The following is a 26,588-nucleotide window of genomic DNA, read 5'->3' on the forward strand; positions in this document are numbered from 1 at the left end:
CAATCGTATAAAGACTTTCCTTGGAAGGCCAAGTACTATGACCATATAACAGAAAGGGAGGCATTATATATGAATAAAATAAGATTAGGAATTATCGGTTGTGGGATTATGAGTGAAAATCATGCGAAGGGCTATCAGGAGCTAACAGATCAGATGATCGTTACTGCAACAGCAGATATTGTTCTGGAGCGTGCTCAAAATATGGCGGATTCGATCGGTGAGGTTGGAGTGGTCGTGACAGACTACCGGGATCTGCTGGATCACGTGGACGCCGTCCTTATCGCGCTTCCTCATGATTTGCACTATGAAGTGAGCAGCTATTTTTTAAACGCAGGAAAGCATGTATTAGTAGAAAAGCCGCTTGCATTAAACGAACAGCAATGCCTGGAATTGATTGACACGTCCAAACAAACGGGCAATGTCCTTATGACGGCTTACCCTATGCGGTTCCATCCCCTGGTTGTTAAAATGAAAGAATTGATTGACAACAAGGTCTATGGAGAGCTCTTCCAAATCTCGATGTGGACGGAGCAGTTTACCCGTTATGAGCCTGGACATTGGGCGCTTTCTGCAGACAGACTTGGTGGGGGACAGTTCTTCAGTCATGGATGTCATTATGTGGATCTGCTATTGTGGATCATGGGAAGACCGGTCAAAGGGGTTCATATGGGAACAAACAAGGGAACGCCTTGGATGGAAAAAGAGGGAACGAGCCATGTGACGATTGAATTCGAATCAGGAGCGATCGGATACCATGCCGGGACTTGGGGCGCAAGAGGAACAAAGCTTGGCTGGAGCTTCCATGCTCATTGTACAGATGGGATGATTGAATTTAATTATGGGGAAAACAAGCTGGTTATTCACAAAAATTTATTAAAGGAAGATCGGCCTGATTCCCAAGAACCTGGACTGGAAGTCATTATGGAATTAGAAGGCGGGGGCAAATATACGTTCCATGAAATCCGGCACTTCCTGAATTGCATTCAAAATGGAGAAAGTCCGCTAACCGATGGACCATCCAGCTTGCAAGGCCTGCGCGTCATCTGGCGTATGTATGAAGCTGAACGCCAAGGAATTATCGCAGACCTGCGCGGCTTGGGACTCGATGAAGAGTGGAAACCCGTTACTCAGCCTCATGTAGTATAGGATTGAGATTCCTTCGCTTGCGCTTGGAACAGCGGGCGGACCAACAGTAGAAAGAACACGTACCCGACCACGATGATAAGGGCCGTGAGCAGAAACGGCAGCGTATAGTTTTTGCCAGCGAGAATGATCCCTGTAGCATACGAGGCGATGGCTGAGCCGACGCTCCTGAAGACGGTCCTCATCCCTGCGAACAGGTTGCGTTCTCTTTCACCAATGCACGACATGGCCTGGCTATCGGTCATATTCGTCAAGAGAGTAAAGCCACCACTGCGCATCAAGATAAAGGCTCCAAACAGAAACGGTGGAAATGTCACGAACAGCAGTGCTGTAAGGATAATATTCGTTAAGTACACGTAATGGAATGATCTATTGATGCCGAGCCGCTCCAATAAAACAGGCATCAGCATCGAGCCAACGAAAGCGAATAACCCCGCAGCTGTGAGTAACAGCGATACCGACGTATCCGCCCAACCCAGCTGGAATTTAACAATCACATTCAAGTAAGGCCCTGTGAAACCAAACGCCATGCCGCCCATCAGTGTGAATAAGGATAGCACCCACACTGTCCGGCTTGGCAGCTTGCGTTTGCGTTTCAGCACTTCAGGGGCAAGCGCAGACCCTGTCTCTGAGCCTGTTTTTACTCCAGGTTCTGAGGCTAAATCTGAGCCTGGTTTGGGCTTAGGTTGGAGCAGCTTGTCCACAGCAGGCTTTGGCTCGCGAGGCAATAGAATTCCGCGAAGTACACCACCAGCAAACACCATACCAGCCGCTACATACATCGTCCGCTGATAAACCGATGTATCGCCGCCCAGCCATTCTGGCAAATAACCGCCCAGCAGTGTTCCGAGCCCAACGAACAAAGTGAAAATAGCAAACAACAAACTGAATGCCCGCATTTCTTCCTTGTGCGAACGGCTGTAATGATAGAGCAGCTGGATCTCCGATGTGACGAGCAGCGTTGTGCCGATAGTCAGCACAATCTGAGCGGCATAGAAAACCGGAATCGAGTGACCAAGACCAAAGCCAATATAACCAAAGCTCATCAAAATAATGCCTATGACCAGCAGGTTCTTGCGTCCGGCCCAACCGGCCAGCAAGCCAGCAGGTATAGAAACGAGCCCCATAATCAGTGCTCCCACCGAGGTTAATTCTCCAATTTGTTTTTCGTCCAGCCTCATATCGAGAAGATGCAGGTTAAGCACCAGCTGAAACATGCCTATCCCGATTCCAAGCAGTGCCTCTGTAATGACAAACCACCGGACACCGGGAGATAAGTCAAACATCCCTTTAAGTGTATTCCACATTGCATGCAAGCTCCTTTTTTCTTTACGGCAATAAATAAATGATGATCCTGAATTTGGAGCAATTCCAGCAGCCCGCTCAGCATGGTTAAAATCATCTTATAATGCCGCACTCAAAAAGGCAATCCATTACTTGGACATAAAAAATTTGGCGGCCATTTTCCTACACTTCTTACAAATGCATGGACACTCCGACCATTCTCACTGCCAACACATCTGTGTACAATGAACACACGAGCGGCAATGAAAGCAGCAAAAAGCAACGAAAAGCAAGAAAAAGAGCACCACGCTGAATGACTTCCTCTTGCCGCATATTCCATATACAAATGAAACCAGAGGTGACTATCATGACAACCCGTAAGGCCAGAAACTTGTCTTATAATGACTATGAAAGCAATCCGGACTTAAAACCAGTTCCCCAGGAAATAGCGGAGGATATTGCCCGGCGTTATTACCGTTACGATCGTTTGGCAACAGAGCGAATAAACAGGAGTGAAAATTTTGTTGAGAAGCATATTTCATTTTACAAGGATCAAGGCTACGTGGTCGTGGATCAGTTGTTGTCGCAAACAGAAGTGGATGGTGCACTGGAGGAAATAAGTGATATTATTCAGAAAAAGCTGGCAGGTCCGAAAATCCAATTTTTCAAACCGGAGAACGAACATTGGACAGCTGAGGAACGCGAGTTGGCCGTGAGGAAAATTTATAATTATGTACAATTCGCCCCAAAACTCAATGCTATTGCCTATCACCCGGCTATTCTTCATATAGTAGAACAACTTCTGGGGGATAACGCGGTTCTTGTAGGGGAGCAAGGCTTGCTGAAGCCTCCTCATGGCGGAGGTGAAAAGCCGTGGCATCAGGATATGGCGTATGGAGGATTATTCTACAAAAAACAAATTGTAACCGTATGGATCGCCCTGGACGAAGCGAATCTGGACAATGGCTGCATGCATATCATTCCACGCTCCCATCTTGCCGGTGGTGTTCCACACTTTTTGGTTCGGGACTGGCAAATGTGCGACTCCCATGTCGATGTCGAGAAAGATATGGCTGTTTGTTTGCAGCCTGGCGGCGCTTTGTTTTTCTCCGGTTTGCTTCAGCATGGAACGCCGGCCAATTTCTCTGCCTTGAAACGGAGAGCGCTGCAATTTCGCTATGCACCCGCTTCCTCCGAATTAATGTCGAAGGAGCAATTCAAGCTGATGTTTACAGGTGAAATTATGGATGCTGAGTGCTAACCATTCAGCTCCGTCTTCTGGCTTGTGTTATGGTAGTGAGATGGAGAAACTCCCGTGTGCTGCTTGAACATCTTGCTGAAGGCATAAATATCGGCGTACCCCAGCAATTCCGCAATCTCGGTGATGCTGAGCGAGGATTCCGTGAGCAGATGCTGCGCCTTGCGGAGTCTGGACCGGGTCAAATATTCTTTCAGAGAAGAGCCTGTGAACTGCTTAAACAATGCGTTTAGATAACGCGGAGACAGCCCGGCATACCGGTAAATATCCCCGTACCCGACCGAATAGCTTTCACGCTGAATATAATCGATAACATCGCGGATTTTGCCGGTTTGTTTGGCTGTTAGAGTCGGATGATTATGTTGCCGCTCATACTCAAGGTTGTAGAGGTAAATAAAGATCAGCTTCATAAGGTAATCAAATTCATCCGCCTTCCATCGCCTGCTTCCTCCATCCACCTCAAACAGGCGATGCAGCATGCCTTCAAACATGAAAATATCGTTAATATATGAGCATTCAGGCGGAATGACAACCTGGTTGAGATCCGGGGCGTGAATGGAAAAATGAATAAAGAGAACCATCAAACGATGGTCCGGGTCCTGGGTCGCCACAGGAAGGGAATCAGGCCGCACAAGCATGCAGGTACCCGGCTTCAACATGTAGGTTGTGTCCGCAAGCACGATTTGGCCAAAGCCTTCGAACACGTACCATAGATCATAATCGAATAACGGAGTGGACGGCTTCCACATCCAACCTGGCACACATCTGACCTTATTGCTTGCTTGACCGCTGATAAATGTACTGCTATACAAGGCCTGTATCATCGCAGCGCCCCCCTTGTCATTCCTGGATTTACCATTACTAGTGTACCATATTTCAGGCTTCCATTCTTTACGGACTTCTAAGGAGAAAAAAAAGAGCCCCTCACAAATTGGAAGGCCCTTCATAAAACAATTCCTATCCTCAAATGCTTGCTCCAAATTACTCTGATTCTGATACTAAAGTGAATCGCTCGTTGATATGCTGCGGGTTCTCGATTTCATCCAATACAGCAATTGCATAATCAGCATAGCTTACATAGCTTTGTCCTTTGGAGTTCACCATCAGATTATCCTTACCTTTTTGATAGGCGCCCGTTCTCTTCCCTTGTGGGTCAAAAAATGCCGCAGGACTAATAAAGGTCCACTTGAGATTGTCTGCTTTTTGCAAATCCTTCAGGTTTTCACCTTGATTTTGTGCTGTAGCCAGATATTCTTTAGGAAATTCGGCAGTGTCCAATACACGTAATGTTTGGGCTTCATCAACGAATAAACTGCCTGCGCCTCCAACGACAATTAACCTCGTGTTTGGAGCACCGGTTAGTGCTTCGATCAGAATTCGTCCCGCTTCCACATGAAGATGTTCTTTACCTGGTGAGCCCCCGAATGCATTAACCACCACATCGAACGAATTTAAATCATCAGAAGTTAATTGAAAAACGTCCTTTTCAAGTACAGCTGCAGCCTGTTCTGTGAGTTTGGAAGCATCTCTTACAATCGCTGTCACTTCATGCCCCCTGCTAATGGCTTCTTTCGTAATAAGACTCCCAGCTTTTCCTGTGGCTCCAATAATTCCGATTTTCATTTGACTTCCTCCTAAGATTTTTTTATTATGAGTACCCATGAAGCATTTTATTCTAAAATGGGGTATATCATCGTGTTTAAGTCATTTGTTGTCATTGGTTGTAATGTTGTAAGTTACTTTGTTACAACATGTTCAAAAAAAATTAATTACCTGTTTGTACTCCTTTGGACAACTCGGTAACTAATTCTTTCATCGTTATATCCGCGAGAATTTGCTCCATTCCATCTTGGACGCGGCCTAAAATCAATTGCAATACGGCCTGAATGTTGGAACCTACGGGACACCCAGGATTAGGTTCATCATGAATGTGAAAAAGCCGGCCTTCTTCCACCACTTCTACCGCCCGATAAACATCCAACAGAGTAACGTCAGCTAAATCTTTTAGCAAAAACGCACCACCAGTCCCCGCGCGCACATTCACCAGCCCCGCTTTTTTCAGCTGACCTAATAGTCTTCTAATAATCACAGGATTCGTATTCACGCTTCCGGCAATCCATTCAGAAGTACCATGGGCTTCCCTAGCAATATCCAGCAAAGATAAAATATGAACGGCAATGGAGAATCGACTGCTAATTTTCATCGCTAACATCCTCTCGATGTAATCATTATAGTTACAACGAGAATCGAAAGTCAAGCATTTATTTTATCCAGATTCCAAAATTTGAACAACCTTGCGGCGTCCTTTGAGGTGCGTGTTCATGGCGTTGGTGCATTACGGAGGGAATGGCTGTGGGCTCCAGCCGCTGTTAAAGATTTGTTCCCTTGAATGGTAGTGATGAGAAGGTAGGAACAAATCTTTAAAGGCGGACGCTACCGCTCTTCCTCCCACAGCCATTCCCTCTCTTTAGCTACAATCGCACGAACGCCAAGCTCAAACGGACTGCCAGCAAGGGGTTTTCTCTGGATCGGAGGGGATTTCCCAGCGGGCAAAGGCACTGGGGATGAAGAACGGCCCCGCAACGCACGCACAACCGAGAGGATCTGCTACTTCAACGAACTTCAACGAACTTTAACGATGTTTTTCATCATTAAAAGCACCAGGTCCTCTCCACTCCCCCACTTTAACGATGAATAACATCGTTAAATCCCTGTTATCCACCCTGAGGGGGCCATCCGACCTTTTTTAACGATGAAAATCATCGAAAAACATCGTTAAGTGAAGCCCACGCTCAACTGGCCTGCCAGCAGTGGATACTTTCTTGCGTTCTTGCTTTCCTGAGGCAAAGGGATAGTAGCGATATGAAAAAAAATAAAGGAAGCAAGAATTTGCCTGACGGCAAATTATGCTTCCTTTAACATACGTTTTTTTTGGTTCTTCGGATTTGCTGGTTTTTTATCGGCTAAGCCAAGCGTCTGGGATGTTGAAGTATGAATTTCTTGGATAAGTTCCGGGTTATTCAACAGTGACACGCCGAAAGAAGGAATCATTTCTTTTATTTTAGGCTCCCACGCTTTTATATGCTGCGGGAAACATTTTTTTATGATTTCAAGCATAACGGAAACGGCAGTAGAAGCACCCGGAGAAGCACCGAGCAATGCAGCTATCGAGCCATCAGCGGCACTAATAACTTCTGTACCAAATTGAAGCGTTCCTTTACCGGCAGCAGTATCTTTGATAATTTGCACACGCTGGCCTGCTACCACTAAATCCCAATCATCGCTATTGGCGTTCGGGACAAATTCCCGTAAAGCTTCCATTCGCTTATCTTTCGATAACATAACTTGCTTGATCAGGTAAGTTGTTAATGGAATGTTTTTCACACCTGCAGCCATCATAGTTACGAGATTATGCATTTTTATGGAAGTTACCAAATCAAACATCGAACCGAACTTCAAAAACTTTGGTGAGAAGCCGGCAAACGGTCCAAAGAACAACGATTCTTTCTTGTCGATAAATCTTGTGTCAAGATGCGGAACGGACATTGGAGGAGCTCCAATCGCAGCTTGGCCGTATACTTTGGCACGATGCTGAGCTACAACATCCGGTTTCTGACAGACCATGAATAGTCCGCTTACCGGAAATCCACCGATACCTTTTCCTTCAGGAATACCTGATTTTTGCAGCAAATGCAGGCTTCCTCCCCCGCCGCCGATAAAGACGAATTTGGCAGCATGGTGTTCGACGGTACCACTATCGACATTCCGCACTTTCAACTCCCACGAGCCGTCGCTAGCACGTTTAATATCATCAACATTTTGTTTGAATTTTATATTAACATTCTTACTCTTTAAGTGATCAAACAATATGCGCGTTAAAGCGCCAAAGTTGACATCCGTTCCGGATTCGATTCTCGTTGCCGCGATCGGCTTATCGAATGTCCGGTCTTTCATCATAAGCGGAATCCATTGCTTCAGTTTTCCCGGATCATCCGAAAATTCCATGCCTTGAAATAAGGGATTGTTAGACAATGATGCAAAACGTTTTTTCAAAAACGTTACATCTTGTTCCCCTTGTACAAAACTCATATGAGGCACTGGCACGATAAAATCCCGCGGATTACGTATCAGATTGCTGTTTACAAGATAAGACCAGAACTGCTTTGAAACCTGGTATTCTTCGTTAACTTTTATAGCTTTGCTAATATCTATGGAACCGTCCGGTTTTTCAACGGTGTAGTTAAGCTCGCACAGGGAAGAATGCCCTGTTCCCGCATTATTCCATTCGTTAGAGCTTTCCTCTCCTGCGTTTCCGCGCCTCTCTAACACTGTAATTTCCCAGTCCGGTACTAACTCTTTCAGCAGTGACCCCAAAGTAGCACTCATGATTCCAGCACCAATTAAGATAACGTCTGTTTTGGTTTGTCTGTTGCTCATTTTAACCTTCCTTATGCCCTAAGATTTGCAGAAAGAATGTAGGTGCTCCTGCTTAGGTGCTCCTGCTAGGAGCCATAGCAAAGCAGGGCGCGACCTAATCACCCATCTTTTCTGGATCAAATATAACCTAATCATAGTGTATCACTATTATTTGTAGATTAAAATATTTATTTACTATTATACGCTAGTTACAAGCTATAATCGACGCTATTTCCACACAATGTATTAACATTCCCCGAACTATTTCCAGCAAAGCTTCTGAGCATGATCCAGTTTATGCGGCAAAGATACAAATTAGTTGTTCATCTTATTTTTTAGCGTCAATTCCCGCACAAATCTCCCCAATAATTTCCGCAATACTTTTGGACCCAAGATCGCCTTCGCCGCGTTTTCTCACCGACACACTACCTGAATTTTTCTCGTTCTCGCCGAGTACAAGCATGTAGGGGACTTTTTCCAGCTGGGCTTCACGAATTTTGTATCCGAGCTTTTCATTACGTCCATCTACTTCGACTCGTATACCCGCCTCTTTTAAAGATTTCTTAACCTCATAAGCATAGTCTACATAATTTTCTGAAACAGGTAACAGCTTCACCTGGACGGGTGCGAGCCATAATGGGAAAGCACCTGTATAATGCTCGGTTAAAATCCCCATAAAGCGATCAATCGATCCATAAACAGCGCGATGGATAACGACTGGACGGTGCTTTTGGTTGTCCTCGCCGATGTAAGAGAGATCAAATTTTTCGGGCATTTGGAAATCAAGTTGTATTGTGCCGCACTGCCAGCTTCGTTTAAGCGCATCTAGAATATGAAAATCAATCTTAGGACCGTAGAAGGCTCCATCGCCTTCATTGACACGGTACTTGATGCCGCGTTTATCCAGAACATTTTGCAAAGACGCTTCTGCCTGATCCCATAACTCCTCTGAACCCATATAATCTTCCGGGCGTGTGGACAGCTCGATCTTGTATTCGAACCCGAATACTTGGTAAATATGGTCAATCAGTTCAATAACGCGGCTAATTTCATCCTCAATTTGTTCAGGCAATACGAACAGGTGAGCATCATCCTGACAAAATGTGCGGACCCGCATCATCCCGTTAAGAGCTCCGGAAAATTCATGGCGGTGCACTTGACCAAATTCCGCAATTCGGATAGGTAATTCCCGATAGGAATGCAAGCTGTTTTTGAAAATGAGCATGTGTCCCGGGCAGTTCATAGGCTTAAGCGCGAATTTCGTTTCGTCCACATTAGTGAAGTACATATTGTCTTTGTAATGGTCCCAATGTCCGGATTGCTCCCAAAGCCGATTATTCATCATAAGCGGTGTACGTACTTCATCGTACTCCCGCTGCCGCTGTAATTCACGCGCGAAGTTCTCAAGCTCTGTACGAATTGTCATTCCCTTCGGGAGATAGAAAGGCATTCCTGGTGCTTCTTCTGAAAACATAAACAATTCAAGTTCTTTGCCGAGCTTGCGGTGATCACGCTTCTTGGCTTCCTCAAGAAAATGTAAATGCTCTTCCAGCTGAGCTTTCTTCGGAAATGAAGTCCCATAAATACGCTGCAGCATCTTGTTATTAGAGTCTCCCCGCCAGTAAGCACCCGCTACGCTGAGCAGCTTAAACGCCTTGATCCTGCCTGTAGACGGAAGATGCGGCCCCCGGCACAGGTCAAAAAACTCACCCTGATCATAAATCGTTAAAACAGAATCCTCCGGTAGATCGCGAATAAGCTCCAGCTTTAACGGCTCCTCAAGCCCCTCGAAAGTTTGTATCGCATCTTCCCGACTGACGACCCGACGCACAATAGGCAGGTTCTCCTTTGTGATGTTCTCCATCTCTTTTTCAATTGCGGCAAGGTCTTCACTGGATAGTGGCTTTTCGATATCGATGTCATAATAAAACCCGTCTTCAATAACCGGTCCAATGCCGAGCTTGACGGCTCTATCCCCATAAATACGTTTAATCGCTTGAGCCATCAAATGCGCTGTGCTGTGCCTATAGATCTCCAGACCATCTCTGCTGTCCAGAGTTACAATTTCAATATGGCTATCCTGTTCAATAGGCTGGTGAATATCGACGGATTTACCGTTTATTTTGCCGGCTACCGCATTTTTCTTCAAGCCTGAGCTAATGGATTCGGCCACTTGTTCGATTGTCGTACCCTGCGGGTACCTCCTAATTGTTCCATCGGGCAATGTTACTTGAATTCCCATGATTATTCCTCCATTCCTACTTTTTCCAATATTTTTGAACGCAAAAAAACGCATCTCCCCCACAAAGGGACGAGTGCGTTCAGCTCGTGGTTCCACCCTAATTCGACCTGCAGAATGCCTTACTTGGGCTGTTAGCCTAAGTAACACATGCAAGGACCTCATTGGTATCCAGTATCGTGGATAAGACGGTGCCGCGTACTGCCGCGAAAAAAAGATCGATGGGTTCAACGCCACAGCTGCAAAGGGGTAATTTCACAACCGGTTTCTGGAGAAGCTTTCAGCCTAAACTCCTCTCTCTGGACAGTCCGTGCAGGAAATCATATCTTTGGTCAATGCCTGATTGTTTAGTTATGGTTTTGTTTATGCTATAGATATTACATAATCATTCTAATGAATGTCAAGGGAAAGAAATGTTATATAAAAGATGCCTTGTCAAAATCATAATCGTTTAAGGTTGCTACAAATACTCTTGGCTCATCAACAGCGAAGCGGCGGATACCGATATCCAGCAAACGAAACATGGAGCTTTGATCAAAATAAAAAGGCAAAACTTCAAGCTCCAAGCCCGCTTCAGTTAACTGCTCCTGTACATGTTGCAGATAATCCTTCCCTAGCTTATATCTCCAACCCTCGTCACCCTCGGCATCCTTGAGATGAAGCTGGATGATATCCAGCGCTTCGAATCCGCTCGCCCGTGCTGCTTCAAAGCTGCGTGCAGTCTCTCCATCAGGAATCCAAAGCATGGTCCGGATTTCCGGAGCTAGCCGTTTTATTGCTTTGCAGTTCTCATGATCCTTGTGGCAGAAAATAATCTGCTTCCCGACGCCATATTGTTGAACAAGCTCAGCCAGCTTCTCCAAATCGACTTGCTTGTAATCCAGATAGAGCTCACGTTCAGGATGCCTGGTTAAAATAACCAAGACCTCCTCCAGTGAAGGTACCCTTTCTCCTCGGTACTTTGCGCTGAATTTCACGCCTGCATCCCAAGTCTGAACCTGCTCAAAGGTACATTCGGAAATAAGCCGGTCCTGGTCTGCAGCGGGAGCCGAAGTCGTTCGCTTCGGCGTTTCGTCATGCATGCCAATGATGACACCATCCATGGTTTGCCTGATATCGACCTCCGGAATGCCTCCCAGTTCCCAGGCATCCAGTATGGCGGCTAGCGTATTTTCTGGCATTTCAGCATTTGAGCTTTGATGGGACTGCCAATGAACCTTACGATTCACTCCTTTATTATCCTCAACTGACATTTTACCCTCTCCTCCGAGCCTTTTTAATCATACGCTTCTTATTTCGAAGTGCATCATTCAGATTATCCAGGTTATCAGCTTATTTCTTCAATATTCTATCCGCTTCCTTCTTGAAGGTATCTAGTGTTGTCTGTACATTTTCACTGTCATACATAATAGCCTCTATAGCCTTGAAAAATTCCTTCATAACCTCTGGCCAAGCTAAATCCTTATTCGTATCGACAGCATATTGAAGCTGGTCATAAGCTACCTTGCGGTTAGGCTCTTTCGCCCACAGCTCCTGCATGTCCTTGGACTCCGTCATTGCCTTCGTAAACGGCAGGTAACCTGTTTGCAAAATGAAAGGCAGAGCACCTTGAGGATCGGTTTCCATCCAACGCAAGAATTCCCAAGCGGCTTCTTTATTCTTAGAATCAGCAAGCATGGCCACGTTGGCACCTCCGGTAGGGTTCGCATGCACTTTATCTTTTGGCAGATAGGCAGTGACATAATCGAACTGAACGGAGTTCGCAAGACCGCCAATGCTGCCGGTAGATCCGAACATGATACCAACCTTACCGTCCGCAAACATCTGCGAGGTAATATTTCCGGAATCCTGAGCTGGAGGGTAGTACAGAGCGCCTGTGCTTTGAAGGTCCTTCATGTAGTTAAATACTTTCGCGCCTACTCCATTATCATAAAAGCCAATCGTCTTATTGTCATCACTAAAGAATTTGCCTTCAGCCTGTGTAATCATTGCAATAGGATACCAGGTGTCATAAGGCATCGTCATGCCATAGCGAGTATAGGCACCATTTTCTTTGATCGTTAAAGCTTCGGCAGCTGTCTTCAATTCATCCCAGGTTGTAGGTACTGCAAGTCCTTTCTCATCCAGCATCGTTTTATTAATATGCATAATCGGAGTCGAGCGGTTTAAAGGTAAGGATACCAGTTTATCATGGAAGGTCGAATGTCCCATTAAACCGGAATTAAATAAATCGGTGCTCAGTCCGGAAGCTTTAAGATGGGGATTCAAGTCCTCCAATACGTCCGCGTCCGCAAACAGCTCCACGTAGGCCCGCTCTATCATGGCCACATCCGGAACATTCTTGGAAGCAATTGCTTGCTGAAGCTTGGTTACCGTTTCGTCATAGTTTCCTTGGAACGTTCCTACAACCTCTATATCCTTGTGGCTTTCATTAAAACGTTTGATCATAGCATCTGTGTATTCACCGTTCTTACCGCCTAAGGAATGCCAGAACTGAATGGTAACCTTGTCGGTTTTAGCAGGGTCTGTAGAATTCACTGGCTCAGTGGTGGACTTTGCTGGCTCTGATGAAGACGGCTGTGTAGTACCTCCGGCACAACCTGCCAGTAAACCTAGCACCATAGGTACAGCTAACATCTTAAACAACTTTTTTCTCATTTGTAATAGCCTCCGCTTGTCTGATTTTTTTATTTGAAAGGGAACTAATCGTTATTTAATCCCCGAGTAAACAAAAGCCTTAACGATTTGCTTGGAGCAAAACAGATAAACAATAAGAATAGGCACGACCAGGATGACGTTTCCTGCCATAATAATGTGCCAGTTGCTGATTCCCTCCGTCTCCCTAAGCATCGCAATGCCAACAGTCAGCGGCCGAAGCGAAGCTGAATCGGTCATAATCAAAGGCCAGAAGTAGTCGTTCCAATGACTGACAAAGCTGAATAGCGCAATCGTAGCCAGCGCCGCCTTCGACATAGGGAGCATGATATGCCATAAAATCTTGAGCTCACTGGCGTTATCCAGTCTGCCCGCTTCAATAATCTCCTCTGGTATTTGCATGAAATATTGCCGCAGAAGGAAGATACCAAATGCATTAGACATGAACGGAATGATTTGCGGCAGCAATGTCTTGCTGATTCCCCAGTCTGCCAGCATTAAATACACAGGAATAAAGGTTATCTGGTTTGGTATCATAAATGCCAGCAGCACCAGGCCAAAAAATAGTGTTTTTCCGGCAAATTTATACTTGGCAAAGGCGTAAGCGGCAGGGATCATCACCACCATCTGCAGCACAATAATGGAAAGTGTGATGATAACGGAATTTTTCGCATAGGTCAGAAATGGACCCGCCTTCATAGCATCTGCATAGTTCACCCATTGGGGCCATGCCGGAATCATCGTCGGAGGAAATGTCATGGTCTCCCGAAAGGTCTGGAGTGAGGTTGAAATCATCCATAGGAAAGGGAAAATAAAGATCATCAAAACCGCTGCTTTCAAAACAAACTCCAAGGTCAGCCGCAAATATTTGAATGGATATGTGTTCAAGTAGGAAGTCCCCTTTTGGCTCTGTCCTATGGGCCTTTTATTGATAATGCACCTTTTTGGACAGGATCCGAAAATAGATGAAAGTGAGCAGTCCGATGATCGCCATCAACACAACTCCGGTAGCAGCCGAATACCCAATATTCGTTGTCCGATATTCATAAATGTAGTAAACCAGCGTATTCGTAGCACCGTTTGGCCCCCCACCTGTCATGACTTTTACTGTATCAAATACCTTAAAGGAACCAATCGTCATAATGATCAGGATGAAAAACAGCTGCGGCGAAATAAACGGCAAAGTAATTTTGTAGAACACTTTTAATTTGCTTGCATTGTCGAGCGCAGCCGCTTCATATAGACTTGGCGGGACACTTTGCAGCGCTGCTACAATAATTAAAGTGAAATAACCGATACTTTGCCACACGGATACGATAATGACTGACAGCATGGCCGTACTGGAGCTTTGCAGCCACTGGGATGGCGATAAACCCGCAAGCTTCAGCAAAAAGTTAAGCAAGCCATAATTCGGTTCCATAAGCCAAAGCCAAACTAGTGAGACAGAAACAATAGAAACGATATGAGGCGTAAACATGCCCGCTTGTACAACAGCATTGAGCCGCTTCCTTTTGCTGAGCCATAGAGCCATAAGCAGTGAGATCAACATCGTTAGTACGACTACACCAACCGTATAAATCAAAGTATTGGAAAGCGCCTGATAAAAATCATCACGGGTGAAAATTTGTTTGAAATTATCCAGCCCGATAAACTTGCTCTTGGCTTTATTCATCAGGTTGTATTTAAAGAAGCTTAAATAAACTAAGTACAAGACAGGATAAATCACAAAAAGAAAAATGCCGGCCATAGCAGGAGCGATCATCAGGTAGGATCGAAGCTTTTCCCAAATTGTAGTTCTATCCATGCTGCTGTCCTCGCAACACCTGCAAATAATCCTGAAAACGGACATCATCCTTATCGATCCGCTTTTCGTCTGCTCCAAAGAAATACATCTTATCGGCAGAAACACCGAGCCTTACCTCTTGATCAACGAAATATAAATCTTCCGTGCATTTGATCATAAAAGAATGACTTCCGGCCCGCACCTGATAAAGGGTTTCAGAGCCGAGCATTTCCCTGGTAGCAATCACGCCCCGGACCGAATAGTGGTGCTTCTCCTGGTTGTCTGGGCTTTCCAGACTTTCCAGGCTTGCAGGATAACCGGATAATACAGGATCACCAGATAACACAGCACTCTCCGGTCGAAACCCGAACTTCACCCCTTCCACCCCCAAATCGCCTACATTCATCGGCGGAACGCCGATAAACTGTGCAGCAAACAGATTGTTAGGCTGACGATAGATGATATCCGGCGGAGCCTCTTGCTGAATCAGCCCTTGATTCATCAGAACGATCGTGTCGGCCATCGACATGGCTTCCACTTGATCGTGGGTCACATAGACAAAGGTAGTGCCCAGCTTTTTGTGCAGCTCAATCAATTCGATCCGCATCTGCGCTCTGAGCTTGGCATCCAGATTGGAAAGCGGTTCGTCCATCAGAAACACCGACGGCTTTTTTACCATGGCACGGGCCAGAGCCACACGCTGGCGTTGACCGCCGGATAATGTAGACGGCTTGCGGTCCAGATAATCCTTCAAGCCAACCGTAGCGCTGATGCTTTCTACGAGCTGGGTTCTTTCCTCTTTGCCGACCTTATTGTTTTTTAAGCCGAATTCAATGTTTTCGCGTACAGACATCGTCGGGTAAAGGGCATAATTTTGGAAAACCATCGCTACACCTCTTTGCCCAGGCGCAATACGTGTGACATCCTTGCCATCGATCAGCACGGAACCGGAGGTTTGGGGGTCGATACCTGCAATCATGCGCAGAAGCGTAGTTTTTCCGCAGCCTGATGGCCCTACCAATACGGTAAATTTGCCGTCCTCAATCTTTAAACCCAAATTTTTAATGACTGCATGCTTGTCAAACAACTTTGTAACCCCTGCAAATTCAATGGATGCCATAAGGAATCCCTCCTTTTCTCTACAGCATTCAAACCGTAATCACCGTAATGCCCCAATCCTGGAAAGGTTTAAGGTCGAAATCGGATGCCTCTTTCCCGGTAATGAGCGTATGAATCGACGTGTTTGGCGCGACCGAATGCAGGGAAAGCTTGCCGATTTTACTGTCATCCGTAACTACAATAATTTCGCTCGCCACTTTGATCATACCCTGCTTGGCAGGCACCAGCCGGGCTTCCGGATGCATTAAACCGTGCTGCGGATGCAGGGCCGGAGTTCCGATAAATGCTTTTTCAACATGCAGCGATCCGAGCACATAATCTGTAAACATACCGTTGAGCATATAACTGGAAGGATACAGCTCGCCGCCTGTCAATATAACTTTAATTCGCGGAGCATCACGCAGCTCGGCTGCCACATTCATATCGTTCGTCACCACTGTAATGTTGGACCGGTGAACCAGGTTTCTCGCGATGTGCAGCGTTGTCGTCCCAGAGTCGATGATAATGTTCTCCCCATCCTCCACCAGGCTTGCCGCCATCTTCCCGATTCTCATCTTTTGATCCAGCGACTGATTCGTCCTCTCGTTAAAAGGAGGCTCATCATGCGTCCACTGCTCCACAATCACTCCGCCATGGGTTCGCTTTAACAGACCTTCCTGTTCAATTTCCGTCAAATCCCTGCGGATTGTCGCCTCGTGAACATTAAACTCCTTCGCAAGCACGGCAATCGTTGCTGTACGGTACTGCCTTACATATTCTACAATCTGAATTTTTCTCTGAACTGGTAACAATGCCACCCCTGCCTTTGCTGCATATTGTACTGTTGTGGTGTTCTGATGTTTACTTGCTGTTTAAATTTGCGGATTTACGCCCGCTTTCGTTTATTTCCGTTCATATTGATTGTAAGGATGAATCGTTACGTCAGTGTTATATGAGCGTGAAGAATACGTAAAGGCACGTTCGTTGTATGCACGCAAAAGAGTAAATCGGTTAGGACGAACCCGCCAGGCTTCCTCCAGACTTCGATTCAACAGCTCAGGGTTAATTTGCAGATCTTCAGCAGCTACAGGGCCACCTAATTTATGCAAAAGCCGGCTAAGCGTCTCTTCGTCGGGAATTTCAGAAATCTCCCGCTGTATGTCCTCCCAATGAGCTGCGATTAGATTGAATTCCGTCCCTGCTCCTGCCATAGATGAAGGTACCCCCCTCGAAAGTACACCCCTCCAATATCCAGCCCCCTCCTTGGCAATACGGTGATACAGCCTGGAGATTTCGATACTTGCCACACCTACCTTAGCTCCATGCAGCAGCTGCCTTTTGCCAAGGCGAATGTGCTCCATTTCCCAGTAATGCGATAAATGATGCTCTGCCCCCGAGGCCGGATGTGATTGGCCGAACAACAGCATGGCAAGGCCGGATTCAATTAACGCGCTCATTAATGTACGGATACCCTCTTCCTGCCTTTCGGCAATTAAATCCACTTGCTCCACGCATTGCAGCAGAGCAGATTTGGTAATATCCGCAGCAGCTTGCATATAGGGCTCTCCTGCAGTAATCGACCCGAATTTCCAATCGAACAGCGATGTATATTTTCCCAGCATATCGCCAAACCCCGCTGCCACCAAAGCCGCCGGGGCTTTGACAAGCACGTCAAGATCGGCAAAAAGAGCACTCGGGCCCATCGCCGGGATTGTTGTCTTCTCTCCTCTCAGAAGGACCGGCGCTCCCATGGAATTAAATCCATCTACCGATGGAGCTGTGGGCACGGAGATAAAGGGAACTCCGGAAATGTATGCAGAGTACCTGGCAATATCATGAATCGTACCACCGCCTACCGCGATCAATACCTCAGCCTCATTTTTCTTCATATCCGTTATAAGTTGGATCAATGAAGCTTCGTCAGCCATCACATCGCCTTGGCGATCAGGCTTGATGATCGTTACATATACGCTAAAGGCTGAACCTTCAAGAATCGTCATCAGCTGCTTGCCTGCCACGTCAAAAGTAGTGACATCGGCTACAATACTAATTTTTTGGTAACTTTTACTCCCCAAGTATGGGGCTACCTTCTGGATGGCTCCCGGTTCTATCTTGATCAAATCAAGCTCAATAGCTTTCCGTGCATGGTCCTTGCTGCCTGCTGCAGCGAGTTTGATTTCAGCTAATAAAGCCGTGATTGTTGTCTTCATCTGTTTTGACCTTCTCCCACGCTCGTCTTTTTTTCCAGAACTGAAAAAGTAATATCTCAACACCCACAAATTGAGTGGTACTTTCTACTTAATGATGTTTTTCATCGTTAAAGTAAGTGTTTCCCAGTCAATCAGCCACTTTAATGATGTTTTTCATCGCTAAATGGGTACGAATGGCCTCTCATGGCGGTTAAAGGGGGTTTTAACGATGTTTTTCATCGTTAAAGTAAGGTTGTGAGGCCGACCAAGTCCTTTAACGATGAAAAACATCGCTAAAGTAGCAGGCAGGGGGCTCCTCATCCCTTCCTCACCCTTTCTTCTCCCTTCTTCACCCCCAGCGCCCGCACCCGTTAGGAAATCTCCTTCAGCCAAGAGAAAATGCTCATTGGCAGTCCGTTTGAGCTGGGTGTTCAAGTGATTCGTGCAATTGTAGCTGGAGGAGGGAATGGCTGTGGGTGGAAGAGCGATAGCGTCCGCCTTTAAAGATTTGTTCCACCCCCGACATCCATTCCATTCAAGGAACAAATCTTTAACAGCGGCTGGAGCCCACAGCCATTCCCTTCCGTAACGCTCCCAAGTTTCGAACATACTTCTCAAAGGACGCCGCAAGTCATTTTTCTCACAAAATGGCGATTGAGTCCCATACCCAATCTGGCTTCACACTGCTGGCCTCAACATCAGCCCGTTTGATGGAGCCTGTTAAAACAAGGGCAGTTCTCATCCCGGCATTTTTGCCGAGCTGTATGTCCGATTCCATGCTGTCGCCAATAACCATGCAGCGCTCAGGAGGAAGTCCCAAAACCTCCAAAGCAGCATCAGCCATAAGCTTGGAAGGCTTCCCTATCACCACATCCACTTCCCTGCCGGTTGATGCTGTAATCGCACCAATCATTCCCGCGACGTCTATGCAGTCCCCGTTGTCTCCCGGGAAGGTTTTATCCGCATTCGTAGCCATAATCCGGGCGCCGTGCCGAACAGCACGGAATGCATCATTCAACTCCCTGTAAGTGAGCGACTCATGTAAAGTAATCAATAGCCAGTCAGCAGACTCCGGCTTGTCCGCCAGCATCACACCCGCTACTGCCAACTCATCTTTAAGCCCCTGTTCACCAAGCACCCATACCTGACTTTTTTCATAATGCTTTTTTAAATAGTTTGCAGATACCGTGGAGGTAAGAAGTATTTCATCTTCCTGTACGTTCAGGCCCATTTCAGTCAGCCTGGCATGGCACATTTTTCTGGAAATATTCCCCCGATTGCTTAAAAATACGAGCCGCTTCCCCAGACGCTTCAACCGATTAATAGTATCAGCAGCACCTTCAATTACTTGCCTCCCCTTATACACAGTGCCATCCAAATCAATCACAAAGCCGTCTATATTCTCTGTCATGGTACACTTCACAACCTCATCTTATGTTCATTTGAATAGATAACAATCCATTTCCTTGCGCGCAATTCCAAACAATCAATGTTCATATTTATTTGTTTCTGCGTGATATTGTTCATTTTGATTATATGGACTGACTATTACGCGAGTGTTAACCTGGGATGAATAATTTGTAAAGGTCATAAGGTCGTTGGAATGAGAAAATGGAAAAAAGCCATATCCAGCATAGCTCTCCTCATGTTGACGGTGCGAGAGCTATGGGATATGGCCTTGGATATTAAAATGGCAGACACAGTAGCGTAAAGTTATACCTCTACACCAATAGGCTCAAAATTCCTGACATGAAACAAACCCCTATCCGTCAGCTTAATTTCTGGAATTACGGGCAAAGCCAGAAACGACAAGGTAAGAAAAGGATTGAAATCCCCCTGGAATCCAATGCTGCGGAGGGCATCGTTTAAGGCAGTAAGCTGCTTGGAAACCAAACGATGATCCTGATCGGATAGTAATCCGGCAACAGGTAGCGAAAGGGAAGCGAGTACCTTCCCCTTATCTATCACTACAATTCCACCCTTTATTTCCTGGATGGTGTGAAGCCCCAATAGTAAATCCGCGTCATTGGTCCCGGCCGCTACAACATTATGTGAATCATGAGCAATCGTGGAAACAATGGCCCCGGAGGCGATGCCTAATCCTTTTAGTATCCCTACGCCCACATTTCCCGTAGCCTTATGCCGTTCCACGACGATCATCTTCAGCTGGTCTTTAACTGTAGACGGCTGAAAACGACGCCCTCCACCCGTATCTGCTGTATCTGCTATATCTACTTCCTCAACCAAATGTCTGGTCAGGATGCTGTTCGGAATGATTTCGATGATATTCGCTACAGCCGGGATATTCTGAAATGTTATTTGCAGATCTTGCCCGGATACCGGCAGCATCCTGATACTATCCATCAGCCCCATAGGCGCTTGAACCGCTGGAGATGGCGTGCAGCTTTCCAGAAACTCGCCCTCATCAGCAACAAGCTTGCCTGCTTTATACACCTGGGATATCGTTACTTCCTCTAGTTGGTGCAGGAATATAAGGTCCGCGGCATAACCTGGGGCTATAGCTCCTTTATTCCTCAAACCAAAGCATTCAGCTGCGTTCAACGTAGCCATTTGAATCGCTAGCAAAGGCTCTATTCCCTCTGCTATGGCGAGACGGACACAGTGATCAATACTTCCCTCTTCCATAAGGTCATCCAAGTGCCTATCATCCGTAACAAACAGGCAGCGCCTGGCATTCTTCGAATTGACTGCTTTGCTAAGCTGCTTAAGATTCTTCGCTGCCGAGCCTTCACGGAGCATAACATACATCCCGCGGCTTAGACGATCAAGAACTTCCGCCGGCTCCGTGCATTCATGATCTGTCCGGATATCTGCGGTCATGTAAACATTGATGGCATCCGCATGTAAACCAGCAGCATGTCCATCAATCAATTTCCCTTGTGATGATGCGGATATCAGCTTATCCAGCATCGCCGCTTCACCGCTTATTACTGCTGGTGCATTCATAACCTCTCCTAAACCAAGCACTCGCCCATGCTTGTAATAGGGAGCCAACTGTTCCGCATCCAGCCTAGCTCCAGCATTCTCAAACGGAGTTGCCGGGACACAGGAGGGCAGCATGAAATACACCTCCAGCGGGATATCTTCAGATGAGGCAATCATATAATCAAGCCCCGCTTCACCACAAACATTGGCAATTTCATGCGGATCGGCAATCACGGTGGTAACGCCATGCGGCAATACAACCTTCGCAAATTCGTTTGGAGGAAGCATCGCTGACTCTATATGCACATGGCCATCAATAAAACCTGGACAGATGAACCTGTCCTTGGCATCAATCGTAACATGTCCTTCATATTCGCCTATACCTACAATAAGGCCATCTGTAATGGCAACATCGCCGCTTATGATGGTCTGATTAAACACATCGATGATCCGTCCGTTTATGATGACAATATCGGCCAGCTCTCTTTTTGCGGCTGCAGCAATCTTTCGGGACCATTTAGTCCCGCTAGGCTCGCTTATCTTCATCCCAGGCTGACGCTCCTCTCTTCCTTCCGACCTTCCGACCTCTCACCTTCCGATAGGGATATCAGTCTACCGCATCCACTTCTTTTCTATCTGGTATGGATCGTTGTGCCCCTGCTCGGGTGACCACCATCGAAGATACTTGAATGGCAAAAGCAATCGCATCCTTCTCACTTTTACCTTCGGTCAATCCTACCGCAAAAGCAGCAACAAAGGAGTCGCCAGCTGCTGTCGTATCCACAACCTTGACGATTGGAGCAGGAAAATGAATGGTTTCATTCGCATTTACGAACAATGACCCTTTGCTCCCGAGAGTGACAATAATTTGTTTCACACCTTGGGATAAAAGTTTTTTTGCAGCTAATTCCGCTGTATCTATAGAATGAACATCCATTCCCGATAATTTCTGAAGCTCAGTCTCATTGGGGATCAAATAATCAATCTTACTCCACACATCAGCATGAATAGAATCAGGAGCCGGTGCTGGGTTTAATATAACAACAGAATTGTATTTTCGCGCAAGATCAATAGCCTGATAAACAGTCTCTTCAGGTATCTCCATTTGTAGAATAACCACTTCAGCTTCCTGAAATAAGTGTTCATGGGCCCTGATATAAGATGTATCGCAAAGCTCATTTGCACCAGATAAAACAACGATGCTATTGTCACCTTCATCATTCACATTGATGATGGCAAGTCCCGATGATGCTCCCGCTTCGGTATGAATATAATCAGTATGAACGCCAACCTGCTGCAAATTCTTAATTAAAGGAGCTCCGAATTCGTCCCCTCCGACCTTTCCCAGCATAGTGACACTCGCACCTAACTTTGCAGCGGTAAAGGCTTGATTCGCTCCTTTTCCACCTGCTATTCTCTCGATAGATTGTCCCATAATAGTTTCCCCTATTATCGGAATGTAAGGGACTCTGATTACGAAGTCTATGTTAATACTGCCAATAACCAGAATTTTACTTTTCATCATAATTGATCACCCTTAATGGTTCACTTTGTGATTTCACTTGAGTATTACAGCAGAATACGTTCCAGCACTAAATCATTAAATCTTTTATAGTCAGCTTCTGCAGCGACTTGGATTTCAGGGAGGTCGTTCCAGGTGTGATGATGCCTTGTGTCCAAAATGGTCATGCCCAGCGTCAGATTCCCCTTCGTTTCAACGCCTACTCTTCCTTTGATCGTCTGAATGAGTGTCTCATCGATTGCCGCGGCAACCGCCATGGAATCAATTAGAACACAATAGGATTCAAATCCGCGATTCGTAACAAACTCAATCATGTTGAGTAGAAACTTGGCTTCTTTCTTATCCGATTTTCTCAACAATTCTAAATCCTCTTCGGAGAAATTAACGTCAAAATGAGTTGCCACATCAAGTCCGATCGCCATTATCGGGATGCCAGAGCTAAATATGATTTCCGCGGCTTCGGGGTCCACATATACGTTCCATTCGCTTTGCGGGTTATCTCCTGTAGCGTTGGCCGATGAATATTTGTTTAACCCATAGGCGCCTGCGATCGCGTAAATCCCTTTAATCATATCTTTGATTTCCGGACATTTCATTAAGGCCAAAGCGATATTCGATAATGGCGCCAGCGCAATCAAATAAAGTTCATTCGGATACTTCTTTACGGTTTCAATAATGACGTCCGCAGCATGCATATCTACAACCTGCTTGGTTGGTGCAGGCAGAAAGGCTTCTGCCTGACCATCGCTGCCATGCGTGAACGGGTCCGAAGCAAGCGGACGAACCAATGGCTTGGCCATCCCTCTCGCAACCGGAATATCCGTGCGGTCAATTAACTCCATCGTTTTCAATGCATTGACAGAAGTAATATCTACATGATAGTTTCCAGAAACTGTAGTGATAGCTTTAACATCCAATTCCTTGCTCTTGCAAGCCAAAATCAGGGCCAATGAATCGTCCATACCTGGATCACAATCAATAATTACTTTTTTAACAGTCATTTTACTTCCTCCTCATATTTTCTAATAGCCGGTTAGCCCGTTTTCTCAAATCTGCATCCAGGAACTCTGGTACCCCCTGTTGTTCCAAGCAGATCGAAGCGGATATACTTCCAATAACACCGGCATCATAGAGCGAATAGCCTTCACATATGCCATATAAAACTCCAGCTGAGGAGCTGTTTCCCCCGCCAGTTGCATCGACAACATTCACATCTTGGACGGGTGGCACATGAACATATTCATCCCTGGCAATCATGTACGCCCCTCTTCCGCCATCCCTTAAAAATACGAGCGGCGTTTTCCACGAACGGAACTGTTCAACGATCTCGTCTACCGTATGCAGGTTAAGGAGCGATCTGGCTTCCGTCATATTAATCGAAAAAATATCAATCATTTCTGCAATTTTTCTTACATGATCCATCTGGCTGTACGCCGCTGAATCGGCATTGATTTCCCAAAGCACTGTACATCCATATGCCTGCTTCATCGAGCTGACAGCCTGCCAATATTCCAAAATGGCTTCTTTGAAAATATAAACACCCTTCACATCCGGGCCCAAGGCAGCCTGAATGTCATCCGTTCCAGCTTCCATCAGGCGATAATGCTCACTTCCAAAGGCCGATGTTTCTTTCCTTTCCCCATCTTTGAAATAATGAATTAACGTGGTAGGCGTATGGACGTCTTTTACAAGAATATGATTCATGCTGATCTCATTCGTCTCAAACCAGTGCCCATGCGCACCAGCAAAATCTGCCCCTACTCCTGTCACAAGCGTAACATCATCTGTCCATACCTTCGCCCCTGCAAGCGCATAAGTGCCTGCCCCGCCAAGAGCGGCAGTTGGATCGGTATGGCCATAGGGATAAGTCAGATCCGTCACGGCTGTCGAAACCATTACATACTTCATCCTGCAGGACTCCTAACCCTTAGCTTTTGATCATAAATCCATCTGCTACCATGGTTCCCTTTTCCATCAAGAAGCCCGCTGCTCCACTGGAATAGAGATTGTCATCATCTGTTACAGATATCAGCTCTTCGCCTTCAACGACTAATGAAAGCTGATTTCCAATTACATTAAATCGGGTATGGTACAGCCGATCTTCTTCATAGGAGAATGGGGCAGAAGCCAGCACCTTCACCTCATGGTCTTTCCTTGCGATAATGGAAACCTGATTGCCACCTTCATACACAGCGGCATAATACCTTCTATGACCATTGCTTCTCGCTACCAATCCCGCCCTGCCATGAAGACTGAAAATTAACCGGGATTCAACCGAATAATGATCCCAATCCTTGGAGCCAATTGTTGCAATTCCGTTCGCCTCATGATGCGAGATGCAGAATGTATATTTAAAATCAGCAGCAAAATGCTTGGCCGAGCTTGTCCAGGTCTGCAGCCAGAAAGGATTCGTTTTCCAGATCGAGGTCATCATCATGCCGGTTTGATAGAAGAGCTTTGGTGCCCCCTTCCAATCCATATCCTTCAAGATTATTTGCTTATTAAATCGCTGATCCGAGCCAAATTCATACCCGATTCTAAAAATTGGCATTCCCTTTGTATCCGGAACCGACCAAGTATACGTAGACTCTCCGCTCTCAAGACTTTGCCATTCCCCATATGCTGTATGGACCGTATCATCCTTATCATAATAAAGCGCGTATTGTCTTACTTGAATAGACTCATGATTGGGATTAATAAATGTCGCTTCTACTTTTTGTGTGGAATAGAGGGTTGGACTTGCAACGGTTGAGAAGTTTGCTGCCAGCTTGTCAAAATCAATAAAAGTTGGCGTCGAAATGCGTCCGGCCATTCCCTTAGCCAGATGATGGAAAGAAATGAGTAGTCCATTCTGAGACAGTGTTTCATTACTATTTGATAATTGCACGATATCCCATTTAGGCTCAGCATGCGGGCAGGGCTCAAAGCCTTGCGTAGATCCTTTAAAATCGAAGGTGTACTTCTTAGGCTGTCCCTCATAATCCTGACCCTTCAGCCGATAGCTGGCTTCAATAATTTTATGGGCTTCTTTCACAGCATCTGTGACGACCGAGCCCCCATCAGCGGTTACCACATACATCAGGTCAGAAACCGGCTTTCTGAAATTCGCGCCTTTATCTATGCCGTCCAATCCGAGACGAATGCCATTCAGACAGCCGACATTGCCTGCATTGCAGTCCGTATCCCAGCCAGCAGAAGCTGCAATCATAATCGACTTTTGAAAATCATCCCCGCCCAGTAATAAGGAAGCGATCACCATGAGATGGTTGGGAATGATGTGACAGCAGCCCGGATAAACTTCATATCCATATTTGGGCTCCATATAAGCTCTTACTTTGCGCCAATCCGTTTCCTTGGAACAAATCTCCCTTACATCCTGGATCGCTTTAATCAGCAGCTCACTGGACAAATATTTCATCCCATTATCCATAAGCGTATCCATATTCTTCTCGGAGAAAGCCATGGCCTGCATCGCACCAAGGAAACACGCGGCTTCAACGGCCATGCCATCATGACTCACACTTGCCGATGCTTTAATCAGCTTGACCGCCAGATCCGGATCATCCGGACATGACATGGCAAGAGCATCGATAAAAATCTGCGCCCCAATCTGCTCGGCCAAGGTGGTACCGTTATAGGCAATCGAACCACTCAGCGGTGCCTCCACCCCATTTTTCAATCTTAAAAAGGCGGTATGCTCTGTGGAACGTCCTAGACCTCCCCACCAGAGGACGGTTTTGTCTTCAATAATATAATTTAACCATGAGTTCCCGAATTGTTTGGATGTTAAATTTTGGTAATTATTATCTTTGAGCGTTTTAAAAAATCCAAAAGTCCCTGAAATATCATCATCTGAAACGATTAATGGAACACCGCATTGTTCATGAACATAATAATGAAGCTCACCAAACTCTTCTTGAATTTTTTTGTAATCCCAACCCTCAACAGGCCGTCCGAGATAAACCCCAATTATTTTACCCAGCACACCTGCGTAGATAGCTTCCGAATAATCTTTAACAGTCATGGATCTCCCTCCTGAATTCCTCAATCGCTTA

22 protein-coding genes are annotated in these 26,588 nt (G+C 46.0%); 2 read left to right on the forward strand and 20 right to left on the reverse strand.

What is annotated here, in order from left to right; all coding sequences use genetic code 11:
• Nucleotides 1-69: 69 nt before the first annotated feature.
• Nucleotides 70-1,146: a Gfo/Idh/MocA family protein gene (locus tag J2Z66_RS39825; protein ID WP_209979236.1), complete on the forward strand. Its 1,077-nt coding sequence runs from the start codon at nucleotides 70-72 to the stop codon at nucleotides 1,144-1,146.
• Here J2Z66_RS39825 and J2Z66_RS39830 read toward each other — a convergent pair.
• Entirely contained in the window at nucleotides 1,134-2,450 is a 1,317-nt protein-coding gene (locus J2Z66_RS39830) for an MFS transporter (RefSeq protein WP_209979238.1), read from the reverse strand. The two genes, J2Z66_RS39825 and J2Z66_RS39830, sit on opposite strands and share 13 nt — an antisense overlap.
• 344 nt (nucleotides 2,451-2,794) lie before the next feature.
• Here J2Z66_RS39830 and J2Z66_RS39835 point away from each other — a divergent pair, with 344 nt between their 5' ends.
• Nucleotides 2,795-3,688, forward strand: a complete 894-nt coding sequence (locus J2Z66_RS39835) for a phytanoyl-CoA dioxygenase family protein (RefSeq protein WP_209979240.1) — start codon at nucleotides 2,795-2,797, stop codon at nucleotides 3,686-3,688.
• Here J2Z66_RS39835 and J2Z66_RS39840 read toward each other — a convergent pair.
• From J2Z66_RS39840 to J2Z66_RS39930, 19 genes are all read right to left on the reverse strand, one after another.
• Complete coding sequence (locus J2Z66_RS39840; protein WP_209979242.1) at nucleotides 3,685-4,509, reverse strand: helix-turn-helix transcriptional regulator; 825 nt, start codon at nucleotides 4,507-4,509, stop codon at nucleotides 3,685-3,687. The two genes, J2Z66_RS39835 and J2Z66_RS39840, sit on opposite strands and share 4 nt — an antisense overlap.
• 157 nt (nucleotides 4,510-4,666) lie before the next feature.
• A complete protein-coding gene (locus J2Z66_RS39845) occupies nucleotides 4,667-5,308 on the reverse strand; it encodes an NAD(P)-dependent oxidoreductase (protein ID WP_209979244.1) in 642 nt (213 codons plus the stop codon).
• 142 nt (nucleotides 5,309-5,450) lie between these two features.
• Nucleotides 5,451-5,888, reverse strand: a complete 438-nt coding sequence (locus J2Z66_RS39850; RefSeq protein WP_209979246.1) for an Rrf2 family transcriptional regulator — start codon at nucleotides 5,886-5,888, stop codon at nucleotides 5,451-5,453.
• Nucleotides 5,889-6,589: 701 nt separating this feature from the next.
• Nucleotides 6,590-8,122, reverse strand: a complete 1,533-nt coding sequence (gene mqo, locus J2Z66_RS39855; protein WP_209979248.1) for a malate dehydrogenase (quinone) — start codon at nucleotides 8,120-8,122, stop codon at nucleotides 6,590-6,592.
• Nucleotides 8,123-8,429: 307 nt separating this feature from the next.
• Nucleotides 8,430-10,343, reverse strand: a complete 1,914-nt coding sequence (gene thrS / locus J2Z66_RS39860) for a threonine--tRNA ligase (protein ID WP_209979250.1) — start codon at nucleotides 10,341-10,343, stop codon at nucleotides 8,430-8,432.
• A gap of 413 nt (nucleotides 10,344-10,756) precedes the next feature.
• Entirely contained in the window at nucleotides 10,757-11,593 is an 837-nt protein-coding gene (locus J2Z66_RS39865; RefSeq protein WP_209979252.1) for a glycerophosphodiester phosphodiesterase, read from the reverse strand.
• Nucleotides 11,594-11,672: 79 nt separating this feature from the next.
• Entirely contained in the window at nucleotides 11,673-12,998 is a 1,326-nt protein-coding gene (locus J2Z66_RS39870; RefSeq protein ID WP_209979254.1) for an ABC transporter substrate-binding protein, read from the reverse strand.
• Nucleotides 12,999-13,049: 51 nt separating this feature from the next.
• The gene (locus tag J2Z66_RS39875; protein WP_209979294.1) at nucleotides 13,050-13,817 is read right to left on the reverse strand and encodes a carbohydrate ABC transporter permease; all 768 of its coding nucleotides are present in this window, start codon (nucleotides 13,815-13,817) and stop codon (nucleotides 13,050-13,052) included.
• Nucleotides 13,818-13,920: 103 nt separating this feature from the next.
• Complete coding sequence (locus J2Z66_RS39880; protein ID WP_209979256.1) at nucleotides 13,921-14,799, reverse strand: carbohydrate ABC transporter permease; 879 nt, start codon at nucleotides 14,797-14,799, stop codon at nucleotides 13,921-13,923.
• Nucleotides 14,792-15,898 carry an ABC transporter ATP-binding protein gene (locus tag J2Z66_RS39885; protein WP_209979257.1) on the reverse strand — a complete coding sequence of 369 codons (1,107 nt, stop codon included), beginning with the start codon at nucleotides 15,896-15,898 and terminating at the stop codon, nucleotides 14,792-14,794. Before J2Z66_RS39885 ends, J2Z66_RS39880 begins: the two co-directional genes overlap by 8 nt.
• 28 nt (nucleotides 15,899-15,926) lie before the next feature.
• Nucleotides 15,927-16,688 (reverse strand): DeoR/GlpR family DNA-binding transcription regulator, encoded by a 762-nt coding sequence (locus J2Z66_RS39890; protein WP_209979260.1) that lies wholly within the window; start codon nucleotides 16,686-16,688, stop codon nucleotides 15,927-15,929.
• A gap of 90 nt (nucleotides 16,689-16,778) precedes the next feature.
• Nucleotides 16,779-18,086 (reverse strand): sn-glycerol-1-phosphate dehydrogenase, encoded by a 1,308-nt coding sequence (locus J2Z66_RS39895; RefSeq protein WP_209979262.1) that lies wholly within the window; start codon nucleotides 18,084-18,086, stop codon nucleotides 16,779-16,781.
• 159 nt (nucleotides 18,087-18,245) lie between these two features.
• Entirely contained in the window at nucleotides 18,246-18,695 is a 450-nt protein-coding gene (locus J2Z66_RS39900; RefSeq protein WP_209979264.1) for a hypothetical protein, read from the reverse strand.
• 10 nt (nucleotides 18,696-18,705) lie between these two features.
• Nucleotides 18,706-19,476 carry an HAD-IIA family hydrolase gene (locus J2Z66_RS39905; protein ID WP_209979266.1) on the reverse strand — a complete coding sequence of 257 codons (771 nt, stop codon included), beginning with the start codon at nucleotides 19,474-19,476 and terminating at the stop codon, nucleotides 18,706-18,708.
• A 302-nt stretch (nucleotides 19,477-19,778) separates the two neighbouring features.
• Nucleotides 19,779-21,557, reverse strand: coding sequence for an adenine deaminase (gene ade, locus J2Z66_RS39910; RefSeq protein ID WP_209979268.1), 1,779 nt, complete (start codon nucleotides 21,555-21,557; stop codon nucleotides 19,779-19,781).
• Nucleotides 21,558-21,618: 61 nt separating this feature from the next.
• A complete protein-coding gene (gene rbsK, locus J2Z66_RS39915; RefSeq protein WP_209979270.1) occupies nucleotides 21,619-22,536 on the reverse strand; it encodes a ribokinase in 918 nt (305 codons plus the stop codon).
• A 44-nt stretch (nucleotides 22,537-22,580) separates the two neighbouring features.
• Nucleotides 22,581-23,534, reverse strand: a complete 954-nt coding sequence (locus tag J2Z66_RS39920; RefSeq protein WP_209979272.1) for a nucleoside hydrolase — start codon at nucleotides 23,532-23,534, stop codon at nucleotides 22,581-22,583.
• A gap of 1 nt (nucleotide 23,535) precedes the next feature.
• Nucleotides 23,536-24,441: a carbohydrate kinase family protein gene (locus J2Z66_RS39925; protein WP_209979274.1), complete on the reverse strand. Its 906-nt coding sequence runs from the start codon at nucleotides 24,439-24,441 to the stop codon at nucleotides 23,536-23,538.
• Between the two features lie 19 nt (nucleotides 24,442-24,460).
• Nucleotides 24,461-26,557 (reverse strand): ADP-ribosylglycohydrolase family protein, encoded by a 2,097-nt coding sequence (locus tag J2Z66_RS39930; protein WP_209979276.1) that lies wholly within the window; start codon nucleotides 26,555-26,557, stop codon nucleotides 24,461-24,463.
• Nucleotides 26,558-26,588: the final 31 nt, after the last annotated feature.

The sequence above is a fragment of the Paenibacillus eucommiae genome, assembly GCF_017874215.1.
Lineage (GTDB): Bacteria > Bacillota > Bacilli > Paenibacillales > NBRC-103111 > Paenibacillus_AI > Paenibacillus_AI eucommiae.

What these genes read in the sequence shown, in the direction of transcription:
- J2Z66_RS39825 (WP_209979236.1), top strand. Translation starts at nt 70, where the DNA reads ATGAATAAAATAAGATTAGGAATTATCGGTTGTGGGATTATGAGTGAA.
- J2Z66_RS39830 (WP_209979238.1), bottom strand. Translation starts at nt 2,450, where the DNA reads ATGTGGAATACACTTAAAGGGATGTTTGACTTATCTCCCGGTGTCCGG.
- J2Z66_RS39835 (WP_209979240.1), top strand. Translation starts at nt 2,795, where the DNA reads ATGACAACCCGTAAGGCCAGAAACTTGTCTTATAATGACTATGAAAGC.
- J2Z66_RS39840 (WP_209979242.1), bottom strand. Translation starts at nt 4,509, where the DNA reads ATGATACAGGCCTTGTATAGCAGTACATTTATCAGCGGTCAAGCAAGC.
- J2Z66_RS39845 (WP_209979244.1), bottom strand. Translation starts at nt 5,308, where the DNA reads ATGAAAATCGGAATTATTGGAGCCACAGGAAAAGCTGGGAGTCTTATT.
- J2Z66_RS39850 (WP_209979246.1), bottom strand. Translation starts at nt 5,888, where the DNA reads ATGAAAATTAGCAGTCGATTCTCCATTGCCGTTCATATTTTATCTTTG.
- mqo (WP_209979248.1), bottom strand. Translation starts at nt 8,122, where the DNA reads ATGAGCAACAGACAAACCAAAACAGACGTTATCTTAATTGGTGCTGGA.
- thrS (WP_209979250.1), bottom strand. Translation starts at nt 10,343, where the DNA reads ATGGGAATTCAAGTAACATTGCCCGATGGAACAATTAGGAGGTACCCG.
- J2Z66_RS39865 (WP_209979252.1), bottom strand. Translation starts at nt 11,593, where the DNA reads ATGTCAGTTGAGGATAATAAAGGAGTGAATCGTAAGGTTCATTGGCAG.
- J2Z66_RS39870 (WP_209979254.1), bottom strand. Translation starts at nt 12,998, where the DNA reads ATGAGAAAAAAGTTGTTTAAGATGTTAGCTGTACCTATGGTGCTAGGT.
- J2Z66_RS39875 (WP_209979294.1), bottom strand. Translation starts at nt 13,817, where the DNA reads ATGATCTTTATTTTCCCTTTCCTATGGATGATTTCAACCTCACTCCAG.
- J2Z66_RS39880 (WP_209979256.1), bottom strand. Translation starts at nt 14,799, where the DNA reads ATGGATAGAACTACAATTTGGGAAAAGCTTCGATCCTACCTGATGATC.
- J2Z66_RS39885 (WP_209979257.1), bottom strand. Translation starts at nt 15,898, where the DNA reads ATGGCATCCATTGAATTTGCAGGGGTTACAAAGTTGTTTGACAAGCAT.
- J2Z66_RS39895 (WP_209979262.1), bottom strand. Translation starts at nt 18,086, where the DNA reads ATGAAGACAACAATCACGGCTTTATTAGCTGAAATCAAACTCGCTGCA.
- J2Z66_RS39905 (WP_209979266.1), bottom strand. Translation starts at nt 19,476, where the DNA reads ATGACAGAGAATATAGACGGCTTTGTGATTGATTTGGATGGCACTGTG.
- ade (WP_209979268.1), bottom strand. Translation starts at nt 21,557, where the DNA reads ATGAAGATAAGCGAGCCTAGCGGGACTAAATGGTCCCGAAAGATTGCT.
- rbsK (WP_209979270.1), bottom strand. Translation starts at nt 22,536, where the DNA reads ATGATGAAAAGTAAAATTCTGGTTATTGGCAGTATTAACATAGACTTC.
- J2Z66_RS39920 (WP_209979272.1), bottom strand. Translation starts at nt 23,534, where the DNA reads ATGACTGTTAAAAAAGTAATTATTGATTGTGATCCAGGTATGGACGAT.
- J2Z66_RS39925 (WP_209979274.1), bottom strand. Translation starts at nt 24,441, where the DNA reads ATGAAGTATGTAATGGTTTCGACAGCCGTGACGGATCTGACTTATCCC.
- J2Z66_RS39930 (WP_209979276.1), bottom strand. Translation starts at nt 26,557, where the DNA reads ATGACTGTTAAAGATTATTCGGAAGCTATCTACGCAGGTGTGCTGGGT.